A 22,532-nucleotide genomic window follows, 5' to 3' on the forward strand; every position below is an offset into this window, starting at 1 on the left:
GTTTTAATTTTGTATTATTTGGTTTTTGTTGAGGTTGCCATAGGAAGATCTATACCCATTCCAGGTTTCAACTGATCATTAACCAGTACCGGAAGTTTTCCCCATATTTTTGTTTTTCCGTTGAGAGCATCCGCAGTTGCATTCATAGAATCATCATTGTTTTCATAAGAAACAAGAACTGTTGAAACTTTTGAAATATCAATATCCTTTAATGCATAAGCACTTCCGAAGACATTCAGAATGACATTTTGATTTTTGGTAAGACCAGAAAGTACTTTTTTAGATTCTGCAGAGATTTTATATGGCTTATAAGCTGTTGAATTATCCTTATGGAAACCTACGATAACTGTAGAACCGGCAGGGATCGTATTAATTTCTCCCGCTTTTTTAATAATTGTATTATTTCCTAATCTGTTAGCGAAAGTCTGGTAAGGAGCTTCTTCAAGAGGAATATAATAAACCTGTTTTCCCGTAAGAGGTAATAATTTCTTTTCATCCTTTAATAAAGTCAAGGCGTTGGAGTAAAGGCTCTGTACCAATTGGGTATGAGAACTATTATTCAGGTCAGCATTGATGTTTTCCGGATTTTTGGGAGTATATTGGGTTAAGCCAAGGAAATATTTTGTTAATAAGATTTTTTTCACACTTTCCTCTACTCTGGATTGTGAAATTTCTCCCTTATCAATAGCTTTCTGGATCAGTTTTTTACCTTCAGAAACGCCTTGTGAGAAAAGCATAATATCATTTCCTGCTTTAAAGGCCATGGCATCCAGTTCACCTGGTTGATATTTATTGGCTACAGCGCCCATATTTAATGCATCAGTGATGATTAAACCTTTATAACCCAGCTTATCTTTCAGTAATCCTGTAATGATATTTTTAGAAACAGAAGCCGGAATTCCTTTTTCAGATTCTAAGCTTGGAACATATAGGTGGGCAACCATTACCCCTCCGATTCCTTTATTCATTAATGCCTTGAATGGTGCCAATTCTACGGTGTTAAGTCTGTCAATATTGTGAGAAACTACAGGAAGATCAAGGTGAGAATCTGTGCTGGTATCTCCGTGACCCGGGAAGTGTTTTATGGCTGCTAAGATATTATTATCCTGAAGACCATTGGAGTAGGATAGGGCAGAGGAGATTACATTACTCACTTCAGATCCGAAACTTCTGTTGCCAATAATCGGATTATCAGGATTGGTATTGACATCCACTACAGGTGCAAAATCCCAGTTGATGCCCATTCTTTTGCAATCCTCTGCAATTTTTGCAGCCATCTGATACACCAGATTTTTATTCTGAATAGCGCCTAATGTCATGGCCCATGGAAATTTGTGAGCGGTGGCAATTCTCTGGTAAATTCCCCATTCTGCATCCATACCGATCATCAAAGGAACTTTTGATTTTTGCTGAAATTCATTAACCAGATTGATTTCTTTTGCTGCATCATCCTGCATTAAAATCAGACCGCCTATTTTATCATTAGTAACAATATTTCTTACCTGGCTGATATACTCTTCTCCTCTATTGGTATATAATGCCACAATAAAAAGCTGTCCTAGTTTTTCATCCTGAGAAAGATTTTTATATGTTTTATCAACCCATTCCTGAGCTTTTTTTACATCTTCCTTAGAAGCATTTTTTGGCTGATACTGGGCTTTCACCTTAGGGCTTATCAATGCGACAATAAAGAGTGAAGTATATAATAATTTCTTCATGACTTTTTTGAATAAGAACAAAAATACAATTAAAAAAGTGAGGAAAACAAAGTTTTTGAGATTTTTGGTATATGATTTGAATACGCAATATAAATAATAACTAAACTTTACTAAAAATGAAAAAAATACTTCTCTTCTTATTCCTGAGTGCTGTAGGTTTTACTGCTTATAGCTGTGATAATAGTGATGATGTGGTAGTACAAGGTCAGGATAATGATACATATTCAACAGCTTATGATATTATCCCGAAATTTAATAAACAGGATAGCTATACTTATCATTTTGATGACGCATTTAAAAGTCCTTTACTTGAATCTGATGTAGTTCTGATTTATTTACAGACAGGTCTTACCAATAATAATTCTCCAATCTGGAAATTACTTACTTATACAGAATATCCTAATAACGGCGCTGATAAAGTTGAATACTCATACGACTTCAGTAAGTTTGATATAGGAATTGATGTGAGATCAACTACTGGAGTTAACCTTGATAATAATCCAGTATATTACACTAACAAAAAATTCAGAGTAGTAATTGTTCCTGCAAAAACAGGTACATCTAATAAGAGCGCAGCAGCACCTACAGTTGATTATTCAGACTACAATAGCGTAATTAAGTATTACAATATTGACGAGTCTAAAATCAAGACTAAATAATTTAGAAATATCTTTTCAGTTTTTTATAATTAAAAAAGTCCCGGGAGAAATATCTTCCGGGGCTTTTGATTTTTTTGTAGTAATTGGTTAGCAACCTCCTCTAAAACCACATGGTAGATCTGGGTCTGGCGTAGTAACTCTAGGTGGTACTACATGAGATGGATCAAATGGTTTTTTTATTATTTTTATTCCTGCCAGAAACATTTCGAATTTACTTTGGAGTACTTGGTCAGAAATTTCAGGTAAGAAATATACTAATAAAGAATTTTTATTTTCAAGGGTAGAAAAATTGAAAATAAATGTTTTTGGCTTATGATAAGGTTGATATGGTATTTCAGCCTTTTGCCTTTTATAATAATTGGGAGAATTTAACGCATTTGCTATTACAGGTCTCTTAGCACAAGGATCAGCTCCAGGTATTTCTGAAGATGATTTTAGCTCTAATGCCACTGTTGGAAATGCCTGGCTCTTGTCAATTTTATAGGAATCCTTCTCGTCACTGTGATAAGAAGCATGTTTAAGTTCAAATATATAATCACTAATGTATGTTTTTAAAGTAATTTCATAAGTTGCATTAGCTTCAAACGGAAACTCTATTGCAATTGCAGAAGAGATTGGGTCATTAGTTATCCTACTTTGTCCATACATATTTAAGACTGTTTTTGGTCTATTTTCAGAGTTAAATCTAATTCCTTTCCAAAGAAATCCATCTGTTCTTGGCATTCCATATCCGCGAATTCTGTACCCAAAAAATGTAAGCGGATTTGGCCCAAATGCAGCCGTTGACTTATAAATATTGTCGATACTATATCCAGTTTCAAATGTACATCCTCCTCCGTCTGGTTGACCAAGAGGTTTATTTAAATCCAAATCCATTAAAGTAATTTCGCCTCCATTTAAGGCTAACATTTTATTTGATACAGATGGTAAAGCTTCTTTTAAGTTTAAATTTTGTTCTTCATCTTGGGTATAAAGCATGTCATTGCTAGTTGCACAGCCAATTAAAAATAGAGAAGAAATGACGAATAGTGTTTTTTTCATAAAATTATAATTTCATCGCAAAGATAAAATTTTATAAAAAACACACTAATTGGTGAATTGTTATAGAAATGGAATGTTTTGTTAATTTCAGTAATTAAAAAGCTCCAAAAAATATATTTTTTGGAGCTTTTTAATATTTACTTTATAAAATTAGTTATCATTGTCATCAAGAAGATGTCCAAAGAAATCTTTTTTTGTCTGCAGGTATCCTTTGCTTATTTCATTCGCAGGAATCTGTAAGGGTACTCTTGAATTAAGGTGAATATTGCTGTCTACAACATATTTTACCTTTTCAGGGTTATTGGTGAGAAGGTTGATATCTTTTATATCCAATAGATTCAGAATTTCAATGGCAACGCCAAAATTTCTGTCATCTGCGGGAAGCCCCAGTTCAAGATTAGCCTGTACAGTGTCCAGACCTTTTTCCTGTAGTGAGTATGCCTTCAGTTTATTGATGATCCCGATATTTCTTCCTTCCTGACGAAGGTAGATGATAATTCCACCGTTTTCATGGATATATTTCATTGCAGCATCCAATTGTTGGCCGCATTCACATTTTTTTGAATGGAAAACTTCTCCGGTAATACATTCTGAATGGAAACGAACATTGACCGGTTTTGAGAAATCTGTATTTTCTGCAACAATAGCCATATGAGGCATCCAGTCGTTTTCGTTTTCGGAGAAAGCTATCATTCGGAAAGTGCCGTGTTCTGTGGGAACATTGGCTTCCGCCTGAATTTTAATCATTGATAGTTCAATTAGTTTTTAACTTCCTGGCAAAGTATCTTCAATAACAGAAATATTAGTTTTTAAGCGCACCAGATATCTGTTAAGAACTTCATCGTCGTCTCTGTCAAGATTTTGCCTTAGCTTTTGAATTTTTTTGTATGATTTTTCGAAGCTTTTAAGGGCTCTGCTCTTTCCCGCAGAATTGCTGGCATCAATAGCATATAAATAATTCTGAAGGCTGTATTTCAAGCTGGTAATCTCATCATTTAATCCGTTGTTTTTAAACTTGGGAAAAGTAGAGATCATATTTGAAATTTCAGAAGCATTTACATTCTGTTTGATATTGATATTGAAATTCTTCTTTGAGCTTCTGTCTGAATCAGACCCTTTAGCATCACTATAAAAATTATTTGACAACGGAGAAAGATTAAGCTTTTCCGTTGCGCAGGAAGATGTTAATATGATAAGTACTCCAAAGAAAAATAGTCGTTTCATTTCTGTTGCCCTTTTTGATAAAGGATTGGGTTAAGACTTTCATCGTTGTACATTTTCATTTGTTTGTACACTTTCATCTTAACGTTACCGTTCTCAATATCAGTAAGCAACTGATCTATAGAAGTTGATAGGTCTTCTTTCTGAGTAAGCAGAACATCCAGTTTAGCCTGGCAGTTGTTTCTGTGTTCTTCAGAAGCGGATTCTCTATTAGCTTCTAACGACATATGATAAACCTTTAATGCAAGAATTGATAGCCTGTCTACTGCCCAAGCGGGAGTTTCCGTATTTATTTTTGCTTCAGGTTTAGGAGTTATATTTTCAAACTTATTAAGAAACCAGCCGTCAATATACTCTACCAGATCAGTTCTTTTCTGATTGGAGGCGTCTATTGTTCTCTTCAGTTGAAGAGCTTCTGCCGGATCAATATTTTCATCTCTAATTATATCTTCCAAATGCCATTGAACGGTATCAATCCAGTTCTTTGCATACAAAATCCGTTCCAAACTATCTTTTTCGAACGGGTTATTAATTAGAGTGTTAACGTCATCAGACACGTGATAGTCTTCAATAGCTTGATTGAAGACTTTCCATGCAGTCTCAGTAAATTTCATTAATTCTAAGGAATTTTAGTTGCTAGAAGAATTATTATTGTTGTTTGAAGAAGATTTATTTTCAGAACCTGGTTTGTCTTCTTCTTTTACTGCATCTTTAAATTCTTTGATTCCTGAACCTACTCCTCTCATTAATTCCGGAATTTTCTTTCCTCCAAAAAGTAATACCAAAAGTATTGCTACGATAAGGATGTGTTGCCAAGATAAGGCAAGTATTGTTAGTGTATTCATCTCTTAAAATTTTTGCAAAGTTACACTTTTTTTAATATGAAATCCAACCTAATGGATCAACTGGTGTACTTCCGTTCCATACTTGGAAATCAAGCGTATAAGCACCATCAAAATCCTGAGCTATTGTACCTACCGGAGTTCCTGATGAAACCTGCTGTCCTTTGGAAACACTTACATTTCCTAAGTTGGAATAAATGGTAAAATAGCTTCCGTGTTTGATGATTACAGTCTTTGTTCCGTCATTGTTGGCGAGAACTGAAGATACTGATCCTGGGAACACTGATTTTGCGCGTGTACCTGAAGGGACGGAAATTTTAATCCCGTTATTTTCTTCAGTAATATTTTTGAAAACCGGGTGTGGTTGTCTTCCGAAACGGTGAGTGATTTGTCCGGCTCTGTCTGCAGGATAGCCAAGTCTTCCTCTGCTATCTGCAAAGCTGTTCCCAGTAGCGGTGGAAACTCCGTAACTTGTCATAGCTTTGGTCTCAGCTGCTTTTTTCTCTTCTTCTTTTCTTTTCGTAAGAGCTGCTTCTGCTGCTCTTGCTGCGGCCAATTTATCAGCAGCTTCTTTAGCTCTTGCATTCGCCTCATCAGAAGCCTTTTTAGCGGCTACTCTTCTGGCTTCATCTCTCGCATTAGCTTCTGCCTTTGCTGCGTCTTCATTACGTTTTCTTTCTTCTTCAGCTCTTTTAGCTGCAAGGTCTGCTGCTCTCTTAGCTTCTGCTTCTGCAAGTCTTCTTTCTCTTTCAAGGGCCTCAGCTCTTGCTTTAGCTTCCGCTTCGATTCTTGCTTTCTCTCTCTCAGCAGCTAGTTTTGCCAAACGTATTTTTTCTGCTTCAGCTTTTCTTCTGGCTTCTTCTTCAGCTTTGGCGATTCTGATTTCTTCTGCAATAATAGCTCTGATCTGTCCTTCCAATGCTTTAGACTGAACTTGTTTTTGCTTAAGTTCAGCGGTCAATTTAGATTCGTTTTTCTTGAAATCAGCAACCAGTTGTTCTTTCTGGGCTCTTTCAGTATTGATGGTTGCCAGGTCTTTTTGTTGGTTAACCAATAGATTTTCCTTCGCTTTTACAGAGTTTTGTTTTTGAGCGATGGTTTTTTTGATGAGATTAGCGGCATCTGTGATTTCAGCTGCTTTTTTATCCTGGTAGTCTGAGTATTGTTTCAGATATTGAACTCTACGTATGGCTTCTCCTAAATTTTTAGCAGAAAGTATAAAAGTTACTTTGTTCTGTACTCCTTTGTTTTTATAAGCATTCACCAAAACTTCAGCATAGTTTTTTCTTAAAACAGCCAGTTCTTTATTCTGACGGTTAATTTCCAGCTGACGTAAATAGATATCATCTTCAATGAACCTTTTTTCTTTCTGCGTATTATTATAAACCTTTTCTCTTAAAACCAATTTTTGGTTGACATTGGAAAGGTAGGCTACGGAAAGTTTGGATTCACTTCTGGTTTTGGCTAAATCGGTATTTATTTGTGCAATTTGTTTTTTAAGTTCGGCATTCTGCTTTTGCAGCTGTTCTTTGGTCTGCTGTCCTTGGTGCAGTCCGAACATCAAAACACCTATTAAAAAGCTAAATTTTCTAATCATTTAATCTCAATTTTCTTATAACTGGATGGTACAGAATAAGGTGTTTCCATCCTCGAAAAGTCAAATTTCGTATTTTCCATTAAAATCTGACTAGATTTTGAGCCTTTTATAATTATTTTAACATTTTTCGGAAGACGGACTCCTTCGTATTCATTCCAGTCGCTGTAAGAAACATCAAGCTCGTCCGAAGACAAAATATCTTTCAAATTGACATTTAATAAATCGTAATTAGTATCGTACTGAAGGGTTATTTTATATTCTCTGTTTTTTTCATCCGTCACAATTTTCTGATTGATGTTAGAAACCATTTTGAACCCTTGTGCATTTTGGGTCAGCGTAAACTGTTTGTCATTTATTTTTACAAAAGTTCTTCCCATTAAGATTTTTTCCAAAGATTTATAATCAATGAAATTAACATTCAGCAGATTATTAAGATAATCAAAATCAGAATCTATAAAGGTTTTATTAATCTTGTCCTGTCCTTTTATCCCTTCTGGAGTTGCAATACCTCTGGCTGCATTAATGAACAAGGCTCTGAGATTCATCCATACCTTTTTATCATTTTCAATATAGATTGTTGCATCCAGTGTAGGAACATAGCTTCCTGTTTCTACCTTTATTTTACTGTCTATTTTGATCTGCTCGAATTTTGGTGGAATTAATACATGTTCATAGAAAGTAAGTTTGTCACTTACCGGTTCATTTACGTCTTTTGGATTTCCATTGTCTTTTGTAGCATTAATGCTGTCCCGTGTATGATCTGTGTCGTTTTGGACAGTGTTACGGGTCTTACAGGATGATAGGGCAAGAAGCAATAAAAGAAAAGGAATCCAATTTTTCATGTATTTATCTTTAAATTAAAAATACGTTGCAATATTAACGCCAAACCACACAAAAACATTTTGTGTGGCTTGATGATGTGTTATTTATATAAAATATTTGCTATTCTTACTTAGACAAAAAATCTAAAACGGAATAATCACCTAAAGAAATTTCTCTGGCAACACCGAAATACTGTGCAGAATTTCCGATCATAGAATTGGAAAGGTTACCATGATTGATTCTTGTGTTTTCCTGGATCAGAGAGTTTTCAATATTAGAATTGACAACCGTTGTGTTGTTTCCTAAAGAAACACCAGGTCCTACTTTTGAATTGGATATTTTTACATTTTCTCCAATAAAGCAAGGCTGAATAATCAAAGAGTTTTCAATCACAGCAGAAGCCGGATAATTTTTCATTTCTTCCCTTTCATATTCAAGGATTTTGCTGTTGGTTTCTACTGTAGCATTTTTGTTACCACAATCCATCCAATCATTTACTTTTCCAAGGGTAAACTTCGCTCCTTTCGCTCTAAGGTTTTCAAGGGCTGTTGTTAATTGATATTCGCCTCCATTTTTAATATCATTATCCATGATATAATTGATTTCTTCCATTAGCTTTTCAGCGCTGTTGAAATAATAAATACCAATGATCGCAAGATCAGAAACGTAAGTCTTAGGTTTTTCTACAAAGTCGGTAATAAAGCCGTAGTTATCCAATTTTACTACTCCGAAAGCAGATGGGTCTTCAACACTTTTCACCCAGATTACACCATCAGAATTTTTATCCAGTTGGAAGTCTGCACGGAAAAGAGTATCCGCAAAAGCAATAACGATATCTCCCTGCATAGACTGCTCAGCACACTTGATCGCATGAGCTGTACCAAGAGGATCGTTCTGATAATATATACTTCCTTTTGCTCCCAGCTTTTCAGCAATCTGAATAAGGGATCTTTCGATCTCAGGGCCAAAATCTCCGATGATAAAAGCTACCTCTTCAATATTTTCTCCTGCAACTTTAGCAATATCTTCCACCAATCTCTGTACGATAGGTTTTCCTGCAATAGGAATAAGAGGCTTTGGAACTGTCAGTGTATGTGGACGTAATCTGGAACCACGTCCAGCCATAGGGACAATAATTTTCATAAATTATATGTATAAAAGATGTTTTATTAGTTGTTTTTAATATTTAGGTTAAAGATAATAATTAAAATCTTTAGCAAAGTATGATTTATATCTTTTTAAATAATTGTTTAAATTAACAATAGGTTGGTGTACAAGCAAAATAAAGACCAAAGTTTAATTCTTTCTGATTCTCGATAAAATCAGGTTTTTCTCAGAATAAATCAAAATTCCGGTAAAGATTAAAAAGAGCAGATTGCTTGCTAGAATATTATAGTTAAGATATTTTACAATGATGAAACTAAAAATTCCAAGCAGTATCAGAAAGAAAGACATTTTCTTCATTCTGTAAGGAATAGGATAATATTTTTGACCTAACAGGTAAGAAACAATCATCATAATAACATACGCTCCGAAAGTAGCCCATGCGGAACCTATCATGCTGTGATAGTAGTTTAAAGCAAGAAGATTAAGTCCTATATTGATCCCTGCTCCGAGCCATGAAATAACTGTTCCCATACTGGTTCTGTCTGTTACTTTATACCATGTTGAAAAGTTATAATATATTCCAAAACAAAGATTAGCAATAACAATGATCGGGATGATATCTATCGCAATCCAATAGGATTTATTAGGAATGAAAACAGCCTTCAGCCATGATATATTGGCAATGATTCCCAGCGCTACAGCACAGGCGAAAAACGCAAAATATTCTGCTACTTTGGCGTAAGTTTTTTTCGCATCTCCTTTATCCATCTGTTTAAAGAAGAAAGGCTCAATCCCCATTCTGTAAGCGGTAACAAATAATGTCATTAGTACAGCAAGTTTATAACATCCTCCATAAGCACCGGCTTCGTCGTCTGAAATATGATTTCTCTGTATGGATTTATCGAAATTTTCATTCACCATAAAAGCCAGGCCTGCCAGCATCAATGGGAAGGAGTATTTGATCATACGTCCGAACAATGAAGTGACAAACTGAAATCTTACCTTTAATATAATTGGAAGTAATAATAAAAAACCTAAGGCACTTCCTGCCAGATTACTGAAGAACGGATAATCTACATTTTGATCCAGCCCCATACTTCTTGATATGTTTTCCGGAATCCAGAAGAATAAAGCGGCAGTGAAAACAGCCTGAAATATAGCCTGAACAACTCTTACTGCAGAATATTTGATGGGTTTATTGTGGAAACGAAGCCATGCAAAAGGAATCACCAATAAATTGTCAAAAAAAGCAATCATGGCAAACCATCTGATGTATTCAGGGTTATCGTGGTATCCCGCATAATCTGCAATGGGCTGATTAAACAAATAGCACAATGCAAGGAAAAGAGTGGATGTAGAAAATAAAAACCAAAATGAGGTATTGAAGGTTTTTTTCTCGTTATCCTCTTCGGCAGAAAATCTAAAATACGCTGTTTCAAAACCAAAAGAAAGGATAATGTTAACAAATGAAATCCACGCATAAAGTTGAGTGAAAATAGCAAAACCTTCATTGGGAATCTTATAGATCAAAAGTGGATTAAGGATAAATAGAATGATTCTTGGTGCTATTGCTCCTACTCCGTAGATGATGGTCTGTCCTAATAGTTTCTTGTACAAAGCCGAATTTTTTTTGCAAATGTAAAACTTTAAGCATTCGTTTGGTTATTTTGAAGTTAATTAAAACTGAAAATCTTAATTTTGTGTAGAAATAAATTGAAATGAAAGTTCTTATAAAAAATGTAAATATTGTTAACGAAGGAAAAGTCTTTGAAAGCGATATCTTAATAGAAAATGATTTAATATCTAAAATAGCTGCCGGTATTTCTGAAGATGCAGATCAGATTATTGATGGTTCAGGAAAGTATCTTCTTCCCGGAGTTATTGATGATCAGGTGCATTTCCGTGATCCGGGACTTACTCATAAAGGAGATATTGAAAGTGAATCAAGATCTGCAATAGTTGGTGGAATAACCAGTTTTATCGATCAGCCAAATACTGTTCCCAATGCAGTTACCCAGGAATTATTAGCAGACAAGTATGAGATTGCTTCTCAAAAAGCATATGCCAATTACGGGTTTATGATGGGAGGAACAAACGACAATCTGGAAGAAGTTTTAAAAACAAATCCCAGAAATGTTCCGGGTATCAAATTATTCTTAGGATCATCCACAGGAAATATGCTGGTAGACAACCCTGAAACTCTGGAGAATATTTTCAGTAATACTAAAATGCTGATTGCTGTTCACTGTGAAGATGAAGCTACCATCAGAGCCAATACTCAGAAATATATGGATGAATATGGGGACGATATTCCTGTCAAATTCCATCATCTGATCAGAAGTGAAGAGGCATGTTATAAATCTTCATCCAAAGCGATTGAGCTTGCAAAAAAAACAGGTGCGAGACTTCACGTTTTCCACCTTTCAACAGCTAAGGAAATGGAGCTTTTCCGAAATGATATTCCTTTAAAAGATAAAAAGATCACTGCCGAGGTATGTGTTCATCACCTTACATTTACCAACGATGATTACGAAACAAGAGGAAATCTTATCAAATGGAATCCGGCTGTAAAAACCCAAAAGGATAAAGATGCACTTTGGGAAGCATTGCTGGATGACAGAATAGACGTGATTGCTACAGACCATGCGCCACATACTGCAGAAGAGAAAAATAATGTATATACAAAATGCCCTTCAGGAGCACCTTTGGTACAACATTCACTGGTGGTGATGCTTGAAAATTATAAAAACGGAAAAATATCCCTTGAGAAGATCGTTGAAAAGATGGCTCATAATCCGGCAATCCTTTTCAAAGTTGAAAAAAGAGGTTTTGTAAGAGAAGGATATAAAGCGGATCTTGTTTTAGTAGATTTAAATGAAAACTGGACAGTTTCCAAAGATAATTTACTCTATAAATGCGGTTGGAGCCCATTAGAAGGGATGAATTTCCATTCAAAAGTTACGCACACCTTTGTCAACGGACATTTGGTGTATGATAATGGTACAATTGCAGAGGAAAAATTTGGGGAGAGATTGCTTTTTGAACCAAGGGATTAATTGGACATACTCAAAGAATATAGTTTCGAGTTAACTTGAGATTATTACGATAATTCAATAGGAGCGGGCTTTAGCCCGCTCTTTTATTTTGAAAAATTCCATTGGCTTTAGCCAAAACTTATATTAATTGAGAAAGAAAAGGGAAAATATTGAAGGCATACTTTTCATGAAGTTTTATTTAATTAGTTTTGTGCGGAAAAAATAATAATCAATGTGTAAGTTCTTTTTAATCTTATTTCTCTCAGTTTCTTTACAGCTTAGCTCACAAATAAATACTCAATTACTTGCAAATTCTTCATGGACAAGGGTAAAATTTAGTATGCTGGATGGCAGCCGAGACTTATCGCAAATGCCATCACAAGTTTTAATATGGAAAATAAAAGGAAATAACCTTTGTTTATTTACAGATGCGTTGATTTTAGATAAAGGGAGTTGTATGGACTTCAAATTAGAAAAAGAATTAATGAAAACATCAGATCTTGCGGGATATCAAATTGAAAAATTAACTTCAGATTCCTTAGTTGTGATACAAAGAATTGTCGGGATAGATTCTCCAGATAAAATAAAAAAGATATGGTTTATAAAGAGTTCAATTGTACTGAATAATTTTGTGAAAGAGAAAAAGAATGATTCTATTATAATTGCTTCTAAAAATTTTACACCCTCATTAAAAAGAAATATTATTTCTGAAATATTAGAGAATTATTCACAAAAAGATTTTTTTTTCAATTTTAGTTCAAAAGGTAATATTTTAATTTTCCCTAAAAAGCAAAAGGTTGAAGTGGAAACTGAAAATAAAGAAGAGACTAAAGCTAATCAAAAAGGGATTGATTTTTTCAAAACAACTATTGAGAAAAATTATCACCTTTGGGATTTAACAGGCTTTGAGGGTTTTGAAAAAATTATTATTCCTTATGAAATGAGTATTAAGAATAGAAATAGGAGTGGATTAAGCACAATGGGTATTAGATTTTATGGTTTTTCAAATGATACTAAAAAATTTCCTGTTTTTACTAAAAATAAGTTTGCTTCTACAGATAATTTCAATAAAGGAATGGATGCCCTCAACAAACAAAAGTTTGATAATGCAATTCACTTCTTTAATGAAGCTTATGACAATGACAATACTAATACCGATGCACTATATAATATAGTTTCTATTTCTCTAGCCCAGAATAAATCAGATATTGCATGTACTGCATTGAAAAAATTAAAAGATCTGGAACAAGCAGAAGGAGCCAAATTGTATAACGAAAAATGTGCTGAAAAATAATAATCAATAGGAGCGGGCTTTAGCCCGCTCTTTCTATTTTAATCTTCCATTGGCTTTAGCCCAAACCTATTCTTGGCTCTCGCAGATGTAGGATATTACGCAGATTTTTTTAAACCAATCATCTGCTCAATCCGCCCAATCTATGAGAATATCTTACCTTTTCGCTTTATTTCCCATATAGAACGTAAGTTTTCCTCCATTCATAATCTCAGAATGTTTCAAGGTAAAATTTCTGATCTCCTTTCCATTCAAAAGAACTTTCTGAACATATACATTTTTCGGACTTTGGTTGATGGCTTCAATTTCAAAGGTTTTTCCATTTTCCAGATTGAGTACAGCATTATCAATTGCAGGGCTTCCAATTGAATAATCTTCCGAACCTGGTGCTACAGGATAAAATCCTAACGAGCTTAAAATATACCAGGCACTCATTTGTCCGGCATCATCATTTCCACCCAGTCCGTCTGGTGTTGCTTTATACTGCATTTCAAGAATACGGCGGATTTGCGCCTGTGCTTTCCATGGCTGGCCTGCCCAGTTATAGAAATACGCAACATGGTGAGCAGGTTCATTCCCGTGAACATATCCACCGATAATTCCTTCCCGCGTAATATCTTCAGTGTCTGCAAAGAATTCATCAGGTAAATGCATGGTAAACAGTTCGTCCAGTTTTGATGCAAATTTTTTCTTTCCACCCATCATGGTGATCAGTTCATCCGGATTTTGTGGAACAAAGAAACTGTAGTTCCATGAGTTTCCTTCAATAAAACCTTGTCCGTGAGTGCTTAATACATCAAAATCCTTTTTAAAGCTTCCATCTGCCAGACGTGGACGCATAAACCCGATGGTTTTGTCAAAATTATTTTTCCAGTTTTCAGACCGTTTGATAAACTGATTGTAGATTTCTGTTTTGTTTAAATGTTTTGCCAATTGAGCAATAGCCCAGTCATCATAGGCATATTCCAAGGTATTGGAAACTGAAGTTCCGTTTTTCTCGGCCGGAATATATCCAAGGTCAATATATTGTCCTATACCTTCGTAATTTCTTTTGTTTGCTGTTTCTATACATGCTCTTAAGGCTTCTTCAGTATCACCGCTATAATTTCCTTTAATAATAGCATCAGCCACTACGCTTACACTGTGGTAGCCGCTCATACACCAGTTGTCATTGGCATAATGTGACCAGATCGGCAGCATTTTCATCGAAAACTGATGATAATGAGCCATCATGGATTTTACCATATCACCATTTCTTTTAGGCTGAATAATATTAAAGAAAGGATGTAGCGTACGGTAGGTATCCCACAAAGAAAAGGTGGTATAATTGGTAAAGCCATCTGCTTGATGAACATTCTGATCCAGACCTTTATATTCTCCATTAACATCCATATAAGTGGTAGGGTTAATGAAGGTATGATACATGGCTGTATAGAAGTTGGTTTTTTCCGTATCAGAAGCTTTGATGACAATTTTATTTAATTCCTTATTCCAGTTGTCCTGAGCTTGGGCTTTGGCCTGATCGAAGGTTATATTTCCAGTTTCTTTTTCAAGATTTTCCATAGCATTGGTCTGGCTTACCGGAGAAATAGCGAGTTTTACTTCAATGGCTTCATTTTCATTCGTATCAAAATCAAAATACATTTTAAGGTTCTTACCTGCAATCTCCGGGAAATTCTGATTTTGGTCGAATTTTCTCCAAAATCCTTTGTAAACCTGCTTTTCATCATAATTTTTCTGGCCATAAGATTTAAATGGTTTTGAAAACTTCATGGCGAAATAAACTGTTCTGGTTCTTGCCCAGCCGTTGGTCTGTCGGTAACCTGTGATGGTATTTCCGTTTTCTACACGAACATAGGTCCAGACATTTTTTCCATCATAATTGTAAATACCGGCCATCAGATCTAAAATAATATGAGACTGGTCAGATTTAGGGAAAGTATAGCGGTGAATTCCTACTCTTGGTGTTGCAGTCAGTTCTGCAAGGATATTGTGATCATCCAGTTTTACTTTATAATATCCGGCTTCTGCTGTTTCGTTCTGGTGTGAAAATTTACTTCTGTACCCACTTCCAGGATTGGATGCCGTTCCGGGATTCAGCTGAAGTTTTCCTACGGTAGGCATTACGAGAAAATCTCCGAGATCAGAATGTCCTGTTCCACTGAAATGGGTAGAACTGAAACCAACAATGGTTTTATCTTCATAACGGTAGCCGGCGCAGTATTTATACACCTCGCCATTATACTTTCCGTTAAGTTCATATGAGATGGAGTCTGTTTCAGGGCTTAGTTGTACAGCACCAAAAGGAACAGTTGCTCCCGGATACGTATGTCCCATCTTTTCGGTTCCGATCAGAGGGTTGACATATTGTATTAATTTTTCAAATTTTTGAGCCTTAAACTGTGTACTTACACATAAAAGAAATAGAAAAACAGTAGATCTGTGATTTTTCATTAATGATCAATTTTCAAAGTTTAAAATTAATTAAAATCATCATTTGCTGTTATGTTTTAGAGTAATATGAGGATTATTTATTCTTTTTCAGAAAATCGGAACCCTATCCCGTGGAGGTTTTCTATTAAAACGTTTTGCTCTTCAGCCAGTACTTTTCGTAATCGGGAAATAAATACATCAAGACTTCGTCCCATAAAATAATCATCATCTCCCCAGATGGCCTTCAGAATTTCCTGTCTTTTGACCACCAGATTTTTGTGACGGATAAAATATAAAAGGAGATCAGATTCTCTTTGGGTAAGAGTAATACTGTTTTCTATCCCTTGAAGGGTATAGTTTTTAGGATCAAAATTATATTTGCCCACCTTATATTTTAAAAGAGTAGTATCCGTTTTCTTAGTCCGTTTAAGGAAAACCTCAATTTTCAGCATAAGCTCTTCAATACTGAAAGGCTTTACCAGATAATCATCAGCGCCTATTTTAAGCCCTTTGATTCTGTCTTCTTTTAAAGCTTTTGCAGAGATAAAAATAATCGGAACCTCAGCATTTTTACTACGGATTCGCTGTGCCACCTCAAATCCGTTCATGCCGGGCATCATAATATCCAGCAGACAAATATCGAAATCCTGACTGTTAAATGCTTCCCATGCAGATTCACCATCAGAATAACAGCTGATATCATAATAGCTTTCCAGGCTGTCTTCCACCAGAAAGGCTATTGTTCTGTCATCTTCGGCATATAAAATTTTAGATTTCTCCATACTTACACATGATTAATTTGAAAACGGGAAGAAGAGCGTTGTGGTAATTCCTTTATCTTCATTATTTTCTACAGAAATTTTCCAGTGATGTTGTTGAACTACTTTTTTTACATAAAATAATCCCAGTCCGAAACCATTCACTTCTTCACTTCTTTTGGTATGTACCCGATAAAATTTTTCAAAAATATGAGGAATATTTTTAGCGGGAATTCCCATTCCGTTGTCTTTAAACTTTAAATATAATCCTTTTGAATCTTTGTGAGCTGAAATTTTAATCACGGGGTTTGTTTCGCAATACTTGATGGAGTTATCCAGAAGGTTATAAATAATGTTGGTAAAGTGAAACTCATCTGCCATTACCGAAGTACTGTTTTCAATATTGATTTCGATGCTGAGATCTTTATTTTTGTGCTGTATATTGTCTGCAATTTCCTGAATAAAGGGGAGAAGCAGAATTTTTTGAGGTTTTAATGAAAGACCTGCCGCATCGTTCTTTGCAATATTCAATATTTTTTCAATATGACCATTTAGCTTGTGACTTTGATTGATAATAATGGAAGTATATGTTTGCAGTTTGGAATTTTCCTGTACCATTTCCTGCTTGTTAAGTGCTTCCGAAGCTAAAAGTATTGAGGATAAAGGAGTCTTAAATTCGTGAGTCATATTATTGATAAAATCACGTTGGAGTTCCGAAAACTTCTTCTGCTGAATGATCGTATAAATAGAATATACATACACTAAAAGAATGATGATAAGGGCAAATGTAAGGAGATACCAGAATCGTAATGAACTGATCAGATAAGTGGTTTTATCCGGGAAGCGTATGGAAAAGTAATAGATCAGATTTTTATGCTTTGGAAAATTGATCACCTTGTTGCTGGGACTTTCCTGATGAGAGGTCATGTATTTTCCATAGATCATTTTATCGCTGTGGCAATTGTATAATGCATACACATAATCGGTATTGATCTGGAAGCGTGTAAATTCTGTTTTCAGGTAATATTCAAGAACTACGGGATGAAATTCATTGTTGATATTAACCACATAATAGTCATTGGCAATATTTTGAACTGGATTTTCGGTATAGGATGTCTTTCCTCCGGAGAGCTTTTCCGCAACTTCCATTAAGGCAATATTGACCTTCTGGTTAAACTTTTTATCTTCAAGATTATACGCCTGTCGGGTCCACATCAGCTGTGCTATTAAAATTCCGATAATAGCAACGAATCCCAGCGTTATAATAATATTGAGTCTTTTTATTTTCATTTCCTGAAACAATATTATCCAAAAATATCTATTTATCTTTTATTATTAACAACTCGTTAACAAATGTTAGACAGCGGTTAACAAGTTGTAATCACACTCTGCTTTACATTTGCTGTATCGAAAGAAAATAATCAGTTTCAAATATTAAAATGTATACTCATGAAAAAACTAAAAATTACAGCTCTTTTGGCAGTGTTGGCATTCTCTCCTTTTTATGCTAATGTACTTACTACTGATGCACCATCTATTGTAAAAATGGTTGCAGATGCTATCAAATGGAAATCAGAATCTATTGATGTAGGAAATATTCCTCAGGGTAAACCGAAATTGATCAGATTTGAATTTACTAATACAAGCTCAAAACCAATCATTATTCAGAATGTAGCTCCTTCTTGCGGATGTACCACTGCAGATTATACAAAAACACCTATCCAGCCAGGGAAAAAAGGGTTTGTAGAAGCCAGCTATAACGCAGCAGCAGCAGGACCGTTTATGAAGACTGTAAACGTTACTACTAGTGACAGCAAAACTCCTAAGACGCTTTCATTCAAAGGAGTGGTAGCTTCTTAATACATTGTTTAACAAATGAAAAAATAGCCTGGTAATTGTTATCAGGCTATTTTCTTTTTGAATAGTAAATCTATTTTAAGAATCATATAAGAAATAATTATTTGTAGCATTATTTATCAATCTATTTTAAGTAATTGCATTTCAATATTTAGTATTTTTAAGAAAAAATATTTTATGAGTCTATATACACAACCTATGCTGCGCGAAGGTGCACTAAAAGATAAAGTAGCGATTGTAACGGGAGGCGGAAGCGGCCTTGGAAAAGCAATGACCAAATACTTTCTTGAACTGGGTGCCAAAGTGGTGATTACTTCCAGAAACCTGGAAAAATTACAGGGAACAGCTAAGGAACTGGAAGAGGAAACAGGAGGGAAAGTGCTTTGTGTAGCTTGTGATGTAAGAAACTGGGATGAGGTGGAAGCCATGAAGGAAGCAACTCTGAAAGAATTCGGAAAGATTGATATTTTATTGAATAATGCTGCCGGAAACTTTATTTCTCCAACAGAAAAACTGACTCACTCCGCTTTTGACTCTATCCTTGATATCGTTTTAAAAGGAACAAAAAACTGTACCCTTTCAGTAGGAAAACACTGGATTGATTCTAAAACTCCGGGAACTGTATTGAATATCGTAACAACTTATGCATGGACAGGTTCTGCCTATGTAGTACCATCTGCCTGTGCAAAAGCAGGAGTTCTGGCGATGACCAGATCATTGGCTGTAGAATGGGCAAAATACGGAATCCGTTTCAATGCTATTGCTCCGGGACCTTTCCCAACCAAAGGAGCTTGGGACAGACTTCTTCCCGGAGACCTTCAGGAGAAATTTGATATGAAGAAAAAAGTTCCGTTGAGAAGAGTAGGAGAACATCAGGAGCTTGCCAATCTTGCAGCTTATCTGGTTTCCGATTATTCAGCGTATATGAATGGGGAAGTAGTAACTATTGATGGAGGAGAATGGCTTCAGGGAGCCGGAGAGTTCAATATGCTTGAAGCAATTCCTAAAGAAATGTGGGATGCTTTAGAAGCGATGATTAAAGCAAAAAAATCAAATTAAATTAAACTTATATTAAAAAAACTCCCGGATGTGTAACAAATCCGGGAGTTTTTTTTACCTATACACTAAATAATACTTTTTCAAATGAATTTTAAACTTCCAACCCTTGTTTCGACGCTTGCAGTGGTTCTGTTCTCAGGAACTGCCTATGCACAGCAAACCCCGAAATATGATTATGTAGAAGCATTTAAACCCTTCTTCTACCCTCAGACAGGTACGGCAACCCGCTCTGCAAGCGGACAGCCGGGACACGCTTATTGGCAGAATTCAGCCGATTATCATTTGAATGTCAGCCTGAATGAAGCTAAAAAAGAGATTACAGGTACAGCAGAAATTACCTACACCAACAACAGTCCCGATAAATTAGGTTTTCTTTGGCTGCAGCTGGATCAGAACCTGTTTGCAAAAGATTCCAGAGGAAATGGCGTAGTTCCGCTTTCAGGAAGCAGAAATGGAGCTCATGGTGAAGAGTTTAATGGCGGATATACCATTAAATCAGTTAAGCTAGATGGTAAAAAAGAAGTAAAATATACCATTACCGATACGAGAATGCAGATTGATCTTCCAAAAGAATTAAAAGCCAATGGAGGAGTTGCTAAAATAGAAATTGAGTATTCATTTATTTCTCCTGATTATGGATCAGACAGAATGGGTATCCAGGATACTAAAAACGGTAAAATATTTACCATGGCACAATGGTATCCAAGAATGTGTGTGTATGATGATGTCCTGGGGTGGAATACGTTGCCCTACCTTGGAGCTTCGGAGTTTTATTTAGAATATGGAAATATTACAGCTAATATTACTGTACCTGCCAATCAGTATGTAGTAGCATCCGGAGAACTTCTGAATGAGAAAGAAGTGTACAGCAAAGAAGAAATCAGCAGATGGAACGAGGCGAGAAACAGTGATAAAACAGTAATGATCCGTCCAGAATCTGAAATTGGGAAAAATAAGGCATCCGGGACAAAAACCTGGAAATTCAAAATTACACAGACGAGAGATTTTGCGTGGGCATCTTCTGCAGGATTTATTTTAGATGCTGCAAAAATCAATTTACCTAGCGGAAAAAAATCTCTGGCTATTTCGGCTTACCCTGCAGAAAGTGCTGGCGAAAAAGCATGGGGAAGGTCTACCGAATATACGAAAGCTGCTATAGAACATTATTCCAAAAAATGGTATGAATATACGTATCCGGCGGCCACCAATGTAGCAGGAAATGAAGGTGGAATGGAATATCCGGGAATCGTTTTCTGTCATATGGATTCTAAAGGAGAAGATCTTTGGGGCGTTACAGATCATGAGTTCGGACACAACTGGTTTCCTATGATCGTAGGATCTAATGAGAGATTATTTGCCTGGATGGACGAAGGATTCAATACATTCATTAACGGACTTTCAACCGAAGCTTTCAATAAAGGAGAATATTACCGTAAACCGAACCTGGCAAGATCAGGAAAGTATTTGTTGACTGATAATCTGGAACCTGTAATGGTAGGACCGGATAATATGAAAGAAAGAAGTATCGGAGCTTTGGCTTACTATAAGCCGGGAACAGGATTAGATGTTTTAAGAGAAACTATTCTTGGGCCTGAAAAATTTGATAAAGCATTCAGAACATATATTGATCGTTGGGCATTCAAACATCCTACGCCATGGGATTTTTTCCATACGATTGAAAATGTTTCCGGAGAAGAGCTGAACTGGTTCTGGAGAGGATGGTTCTTTAATAAATGGAAAATTGATCAGTCAGTTAAGAACGTACAATATGTAAACGGAGACTTTAAAAACGGAGTTCAGATTACGGTTGAAAATATTGGCCAGCTGCCAATGCCTACAACAGTACAAATCAAATTCAAAGATGGAACTGCACAGACGGTGAAAATTCCTGTTGAGGTTTGGAAAAGAAATACAGAATGGACATTCAAGGTAGATTCCAGCAAGGAAATTGATGAGGTAAAACTGGATCCGAATTCTGTTGTTCCGGATGTAAATCTGGAAAATAACAGTAAAAAACCTGCATAGTTTATATAAGATAAAATTGTGCAGTATAAAAGCCTGAGCTTACCACCGTAAGTTCAGGCTTTTTATTTTAGGGTGTTTTTCCGGGGTAAGTTGAGGGGTTTCCCTACAATGTTTTGGGAGTCAGTGATATAATTTTGTCCCACAATATTAATCAAAACAAAAACATGGAAACATTAAAATCGGTGCTTGAAGCAAGCCACGCCAAAAAAACAAAAAATGAGTTAATTGATCTTTTATCAGGAGTAGAAAAAGTTCTTACCCCGGCAGTCTATGAAAAAGTGTCGGGAGTTGAAACTTCAGAACTGAGTTCATTGACGAATAAAGAATTATTAGCCATCGTAGACGAATTCAAAAAAAGCTATGATGAAAAGTGGGAAAAATCTTTCTCAGGTGCGTCTTCAGAAATCATGAAAATGATTGCAGGTAAAATAGCTGCTGATGAAGAAATTTTCAGAACTTCTGATGCTGCCAGTGCAGATTTTGCCGCAGAATTGGGAAGCATTGACTTTGCAACTATTATTGGCGGACCGTTGGATGCTTGTGTAAAAGCACAGTCTAATGCCTCTATTGCCACTGTTAATTTCATTAATGAAGTTGGGTTCGAACTTACAGATCCAGCCAATGCGGCCAGTCCTAAAAAACTGAGAATGGCAGAATTCAAATACAAAAAAAATATTCCGAATCCGGATTTTAAAGAAGATGAGCCGGTAAGTGCTACCAATCCTAAAACAATTCCGAATGATGTAGAAATTTCAGTGCCTTTTATTGCGTTGCTGAATGTTCCGAGTTTCAGAATTGAAACCTGTGAAGTTGACTTTAATGTAAAACTTAATTCAACGTACACAAAAGATGTAAGTGACGAGTTCGGGATCAATGCCGGAGTATCTGGTGGATGGGGACCAGTGAAATTCAAAGTAGATGTATCCTATAAGAGAACTTCCAGTACAGGAATCAAAGTGGAAAAAGAATATTCTCTTGGGGTAAAAGTACGTGCTACCAATGATGAAATGCCTGCAGGGCTTGAAAAAGTGCTTGGACTTCTTTCACAATAACAGATTTTACGAAAG

General features: G+C 35.7%; 20 protein-coding genes. 7 read left to right on the top strand and 13 right to left on the bottom strand.

All coding sequences use genetic code 11. The annotated features are described in order from the left end of the window. Window positions 1–14 precede the first annotated feature (14 nt). Window positions 15–1,718 (bottom strand): glycoside hydrolase family 3 protein, encoded by a 1,704-nt coding sequence (locus tag BUE84_RS02180; protein WP_079240312.1) that lies wholly within the window; start codon window positions 1,716–1,718, stop codon window positions 15–17. 116 nt (window positions 1,719–1,834) lie between these two features. Here BUE84_RS02180 and BUE84_RS02185 point away from each other — a divergent pair, with 116 nt between their 5' ends. Continuing rightward, on the top strand, window positions 1,835–2,377 hold the full coding sequence (locus tag BUE84_RS02185) for a hypothetical protein (RefSeq protein WP_079240313.1): 543 nt from the start codon (window positions 1,835–1,837) through the stop codon (window positions 2,375–2,377). An 87-nt stretch (window positions 2,378–2,464) separates the two neighbouring features. On the opposite strand, the gene BUE84_RS02190 is transcribed toward BUE84_RS02185, so the two are convergent. The 9 genes from BUE84_RS02190 to BUE84_RS02230 all read right to left on the bottom strand — a co-directional run bounded on the left by BUE84_RS02190 (window position 2,465) and on the right by BUE84_RS02230 (window position 10,624). Next, window positions 2,465–3,418, bottom strand: a complete 954-nt coding sequence (locus tag BUE84_RS02190; RefSeq protein ID WP_079240314.1) for a hypothetical protein — start codon at window positions 3,416–3,418, stop codon at window positions 2,465–2,467. 150 nt (window positions 3,419–3,568) lie between these two features. Then, window positions 3,569–4,165: a GTP cyclohydrolase II gene (gene ribA / locus BUE84_RS02195; RefSeq protein WP_079240315.1), complete on the bottom strand. Its 597-nt coding sequence runs from the start codon at window positions 4,163–4,165 to the stop codon at window positions 3,569–3,571. A gap of 18 nt (window positions 4,166–4,183) precedes the next feature. After that, window positions 4,184–4,642, bottom strand: a complete 459-nt coding sequence (locus tag BUE84_RS02200) for a hypothetical protein (RefSeq protein WP_079240316.1) — start codon at window positions 4,640–4,642, stop codon at window positions 4,184–4,186. Next, window positions 4,639–5,253: a DUF4254 domain-containing protein gene (locus BUE84_RS02205; RefSeq protein WP_034695722.1), complete on the bottom strand. Its 615-nt coding sequence runs from the start codon at window positions 5,251–5,253 to the stop codon at window positions 4,639–4,641. Before BUE84_RS02205 ends, BUE84_RS02200 begins: the two co-directional genes overlap by 4 nt. A 15-nt stretch (window positions 5,254–5,268) precedes the next feature. Then, window positions 5,269–5,484: a twin-arginine translocase TatA/TatE family subunit gene (locus BUE84_RS02210; RefSeq protein ID WP_034695724.1), complete on the bottom strand. Its 216-nt coding sequence runs from the start codon at window positions 5,482–5,484 to the stop codon at window positions 5,269–5,271. 31 nt (window positions 5,485–5,515) lie between these two features. Beyond that, window positions 5,516–7,078: a murein hydrolase activator EnvC family protein gene (locus BUE84_RS02215; RefSeq protein WP_034695725.1), complete on the bottom strand. Its 1,563-nt coding sequence runs from the start codon at window positions 7,076–7,078 to the stop codon at window positions 5,516–5,518. Further along, on the bottom strand, window positions 7,075–7,920 hold the full coding sequence (locus BUE84_RS02220; protein ID WP_079240317.1) for a DUF4292 domain-containing protein: 846 nt from the start codon (window positions 7,918–7,920) through the stop codon (window positions 7,075–7,077). The genes BUE84_RS02215 and BUE84_RS02220 overlap by 4 nt, the downstream gene beginning before the upstream one ends. 106 nt (window positions 7,921–8,026) lie before the next feature. Continuing rightward, window positions 8,027–9,043 (bottom strand): sugar phosphate nucleotidyltransferase, encoded by a 1,017-nt coding sequence (locus BUE84_RS02225; protein ID WP_079240318.1) that lies wholly within the window; start codon window positions 9,041–9,043, stop codon window positions 8,027–8,029. A gap of 153 nt (window positions 9,044–9,196) precedes the next feature. Next, window positions 9,197–10,624, bottom strand: a complete 1,428-nt coding sequence (locus tag BUE84_RS02230; RefSeq protein ID WP_079240319.1) for an oligosaccharide flippase family protein — start codon at window positions 10,622–10,624, stop codon at window positions 9,197–9,199. Window positions 10,625–10,725: 101 nt separating this feature from the next. On the opposite strand from BUE84_RS02230, the gene BUE84_RS02235 reads away from it, so the two are divergent. Then, a complete protein-coding gene (locus BUE84_RS02235) occupies window positions 10,726–12,063 on the top strand; it encodes a dihydroorotase (protein WP_079240320.1) in 1,338 nt (445 codons plus the stop codon). A gap of 211 nt (window positions 12,064–12,274) precedes the next feature. Next, window positions 12,275–13,336, top strand: coding sequence for a tetratricopeptide repeat protein (locus BUE84_RS02240; RefSeq protein WP_145953196.1), 1,062 nt, complete (start codon window positions 12,275–12,277; stop codon window positions 13,334–13,336). Window positions 13,337–13,489: 153 nt separating this feature from the next. On the opposite strand, the gene BUE84_RS02245 is transcribed toward BUE84_RS02240, so the two are convergent. The 3 genes from BUE84_RS02245 to BUE84_RS02255 all read right to left on the bottom strand — a co-directional run bounded on the left by BUE84_RS02245 (window position 13,490) and on the right by BUE84_RS02255 (window position 17,814). Continuing rightward, complete coding sequence (locus BUE84_RS02245) at window positions 13,490–15,787, bottom strand: GH92 family glycosyl hydrolase (protein WP_079240322.1); 2,298 nt, start codon at window positions 15,785–15,787, stop codon at window positions 13,490–13,492. Window positions 15,788–15,864: 77 nt separating this feature from the next. Further along, complete coding sequence (locus BUE84_RS02250; RefSeq protein ID WP_079240323.1) at window positions 15,865–16,548, bottom strand: response regulator transcription factor; 684 nt, start codon at window positions 16,546–16,548, stop codon at window positions 15,865–15,867. Window positions 16,549–16,560: 12 nt separating this feature from the next. Beyond that, window positions 16,561–17,814 carry a sensor histidine kinase gene (locus BUE84_RS02255; RefSeq protein WP_079240324.1) on the bottom strand — a complete coding sequence of 418 codons (1,254 nt, stop codon included), beginning with the start codon at window positions 17,812–17,814 and terminating at the stop codon, window positions 16,561–16,563. Between the two features lie 159 nt (window positions 17,815–17,973). Between BUE84_RS02255 and BUE84_RS02260 the strand changes: the two genes are divergently transcribed. From BUE84_RS02260 to BUE84_RS02275, 4 genes are all read left to right on the top strand, one after another. Further along, window positions 17,974–18,384: a DUF1573 domain-containing protein gene (locus BUE84_RS02260; protein ID WP_079240325.1), complete on the top strand. Its 411-nt coding sequence runs from the start codon at window positions 17,974–17,976 to the stop codon at window positions 18,382–18,384. Between the two features lie 174 nt (window positions 18,385–18,558). Then, window positions 18,559–19,440 carry an SDR family oxidoreductase gene (locus BUE84_RS02265; protein ID WP_034695744.1) on the top strand — a complete coding sequence of 294 codons (882 nt, stop codon included), beginning with the start codon at window positions 18,559–18,561 and terminating at the stop codon, window positions 19,438–19,440. 84 nt (window positions 19,441–19,524) lie between these two features. Then, a complete protein-coding gene (locus BUE84_RS02270) occupies window positions 19,525–21,465 on the top strand; it encodes a M1 family metallopeptidase (RefSeq protein WP_079240326.1) in 1,941 nt (646 codons plus the stop codon). A 164-nt stretch (window positions 21,466–21,629) separates the two neighbouring features. Next, on the top strand, window positions 21,630–22,517 hold the full coding sequence (locus tag BUE84_RS02275) for a DUF2589 domain-containing protein (protein WP_202971506.1): 888 nt from the start codon (window positions 21,630–21,632) through the stop codon (window positions 22,515–22,517). Window positions 22,518–22,532: the final 15 nt, after the last annotated feature.

It is taken from the genome of Chryseobacterium indologenes (genome assembly GCF_002025665.1).
In the GTDB taxonomy this organism is placed as follows: domain Bacteria; phylum Bacteroidota; class Bacteroidia; order Flavobacteriales; family Weeksellaceae; genus Chryseobacterium; species Chryseobacterium metallicongregator.

What these genes read in the sequence shown, in the direction of transcription:
- BUE84_RS02260 (WP_079240325.1), top strand. Translation starts at nt 17,974, where the DNA reads ATGAAAAAACTAAAAATTACAGCTCTTTTGGCAGTGTTGGCATTCTCT.
- BUE84_RS02210 (WP_034695724.1), bottom strand. Translation starts at nt 5,484, where the DNA reads ATGAATACACTAACAATACTTGCCTTATCTTGGCAACACATCCTTATC.
- BUE84_RS02185 (WP_079240313.1), top strand. Translation starts at nt 1,835, where the DNA reads ATGAAAAAAATACTTCTCTTCTTATTCCTGAGTGCTGTAGGTTTTACT.
- BUE84_RS02240 (WP_145953196.1), top strand. Translation starts at nt 12,275, where the DNA reads ATGTGTAAGTTCTTTTTAATCTTATTTCTCTCAGTTTCTTTACAGCTT.
- BUE84_RS02255 (WP_079240324.1), bottom strand. Translation starts at nt 17,814, where the DNA reads ATGAAAATAAAAAGACTCAATATTATTATAACGCTGGGATTCGTTGCT.
- BUE84_RS02235 (WP_079240320.1), top strand. Translation starts at nt 10,726, where the DNA reads ATGAAAGTTCTTATAAAAAATGTAAATATTGTTAACGAAGGAAAAGTC.
- BUE84_RS02205 (WP_034695722.1), bottom strand. Translation starts at nt 5,253, where the DNA reads ATGAAATTTACTGAGACTGCATGGAAAGTCTTCAATCAAGCTATTGAA.
- ribA (WP_079240315.1), bottom strand. Translation starts at nt 4,165, where the DNA reads ATGATTAAAATTCAGGCGGAAGCCAATGTTCCCACAGAACACGGCACT.
- BUE84_RS02275 (WP_202971506.1), top strand. Translation starts at nt 21,630, where the DNA reads ATGGAAACATTAAAATCGGTGCTTGAAGCAAGCCACGCCAAAAAAACA.
- BUE84_RS02215 (WP_034695725.1), bottom strand. Translation starts at nt 7,078, where the DNA reads ATGATTAGAAAATTTAGCTTTTTAATAGGTGTTTTGATGTTCGGACTG.
- BUE84_RS02250 (WP_079240323.1), bottom strand. Translation starts at nt 16,548, where the DNA reads ATGGAGAAATCTAAAATTTTATATGCCGAAGATGACAGAACAATAGCC.
- BUE84_RS02200 (WP_079240316.1), bottom strand. Translation starts at nt 4,642, where the DNA reads ATGAAACGACTATTTTTCTTTGGAGTACTTATCATATTAACATCTTCC.
- BUE84_RS02180 (WP_079240312.1), bottom strand. Translation starts at nt 1,718, where the DNA reads ATGAAGAAATTATTATATACTTCACTCTTTATTGTCGCATTGATAAGC.
- BUE84_RS02265 (WP_034695744.1), top strand. Translation starts at nt 18,559, where the DNA reads ATGAGTCTATATACACAACCTATGCTGCGCGAAGGTGCACTAAAAGAT.
- BUE84_RS02220 (WP_079240317.1), bottom strand. Translation starts at nt 7,920, where the DNA reads ATGAAAAATTGGATTCCTTTTCTTTTATTGCTTCTTGCCCTATCATCC.
- BUE84_RS02245 (WP_079240322.1), bottom strand. Translation starts at nt 15,787, where the DNA reads ATGAAAAATCACAGATCTACTGTTTTTCTATTTCTTTTATGTGTAAGT.
- BUE84_RS02225 (WP_079240318.1), bottom strand. Translation starts at nt 9,043, where the DNA reads ATGAAAATTATTGTCCCTATGGCTGGACGTGGTTCCAGATTACGTCCA.
- BUE84_RS02190 (WP_079240314.1), bottom strand. Translation starts at nt 3,418, where the DNA reads ATGAAAAAAACACTATTCGTCATTTCTTCTCTATTTTTAATTGGCTGT.
- BUE84_RS02270 (WP_079240326.1), top strand. Translation starts at nt 19,525, where the DNA reads ATGAATTTTAAACTTCCAACCCTTGTTTCGACGCTTGCAGTGGTTCTG.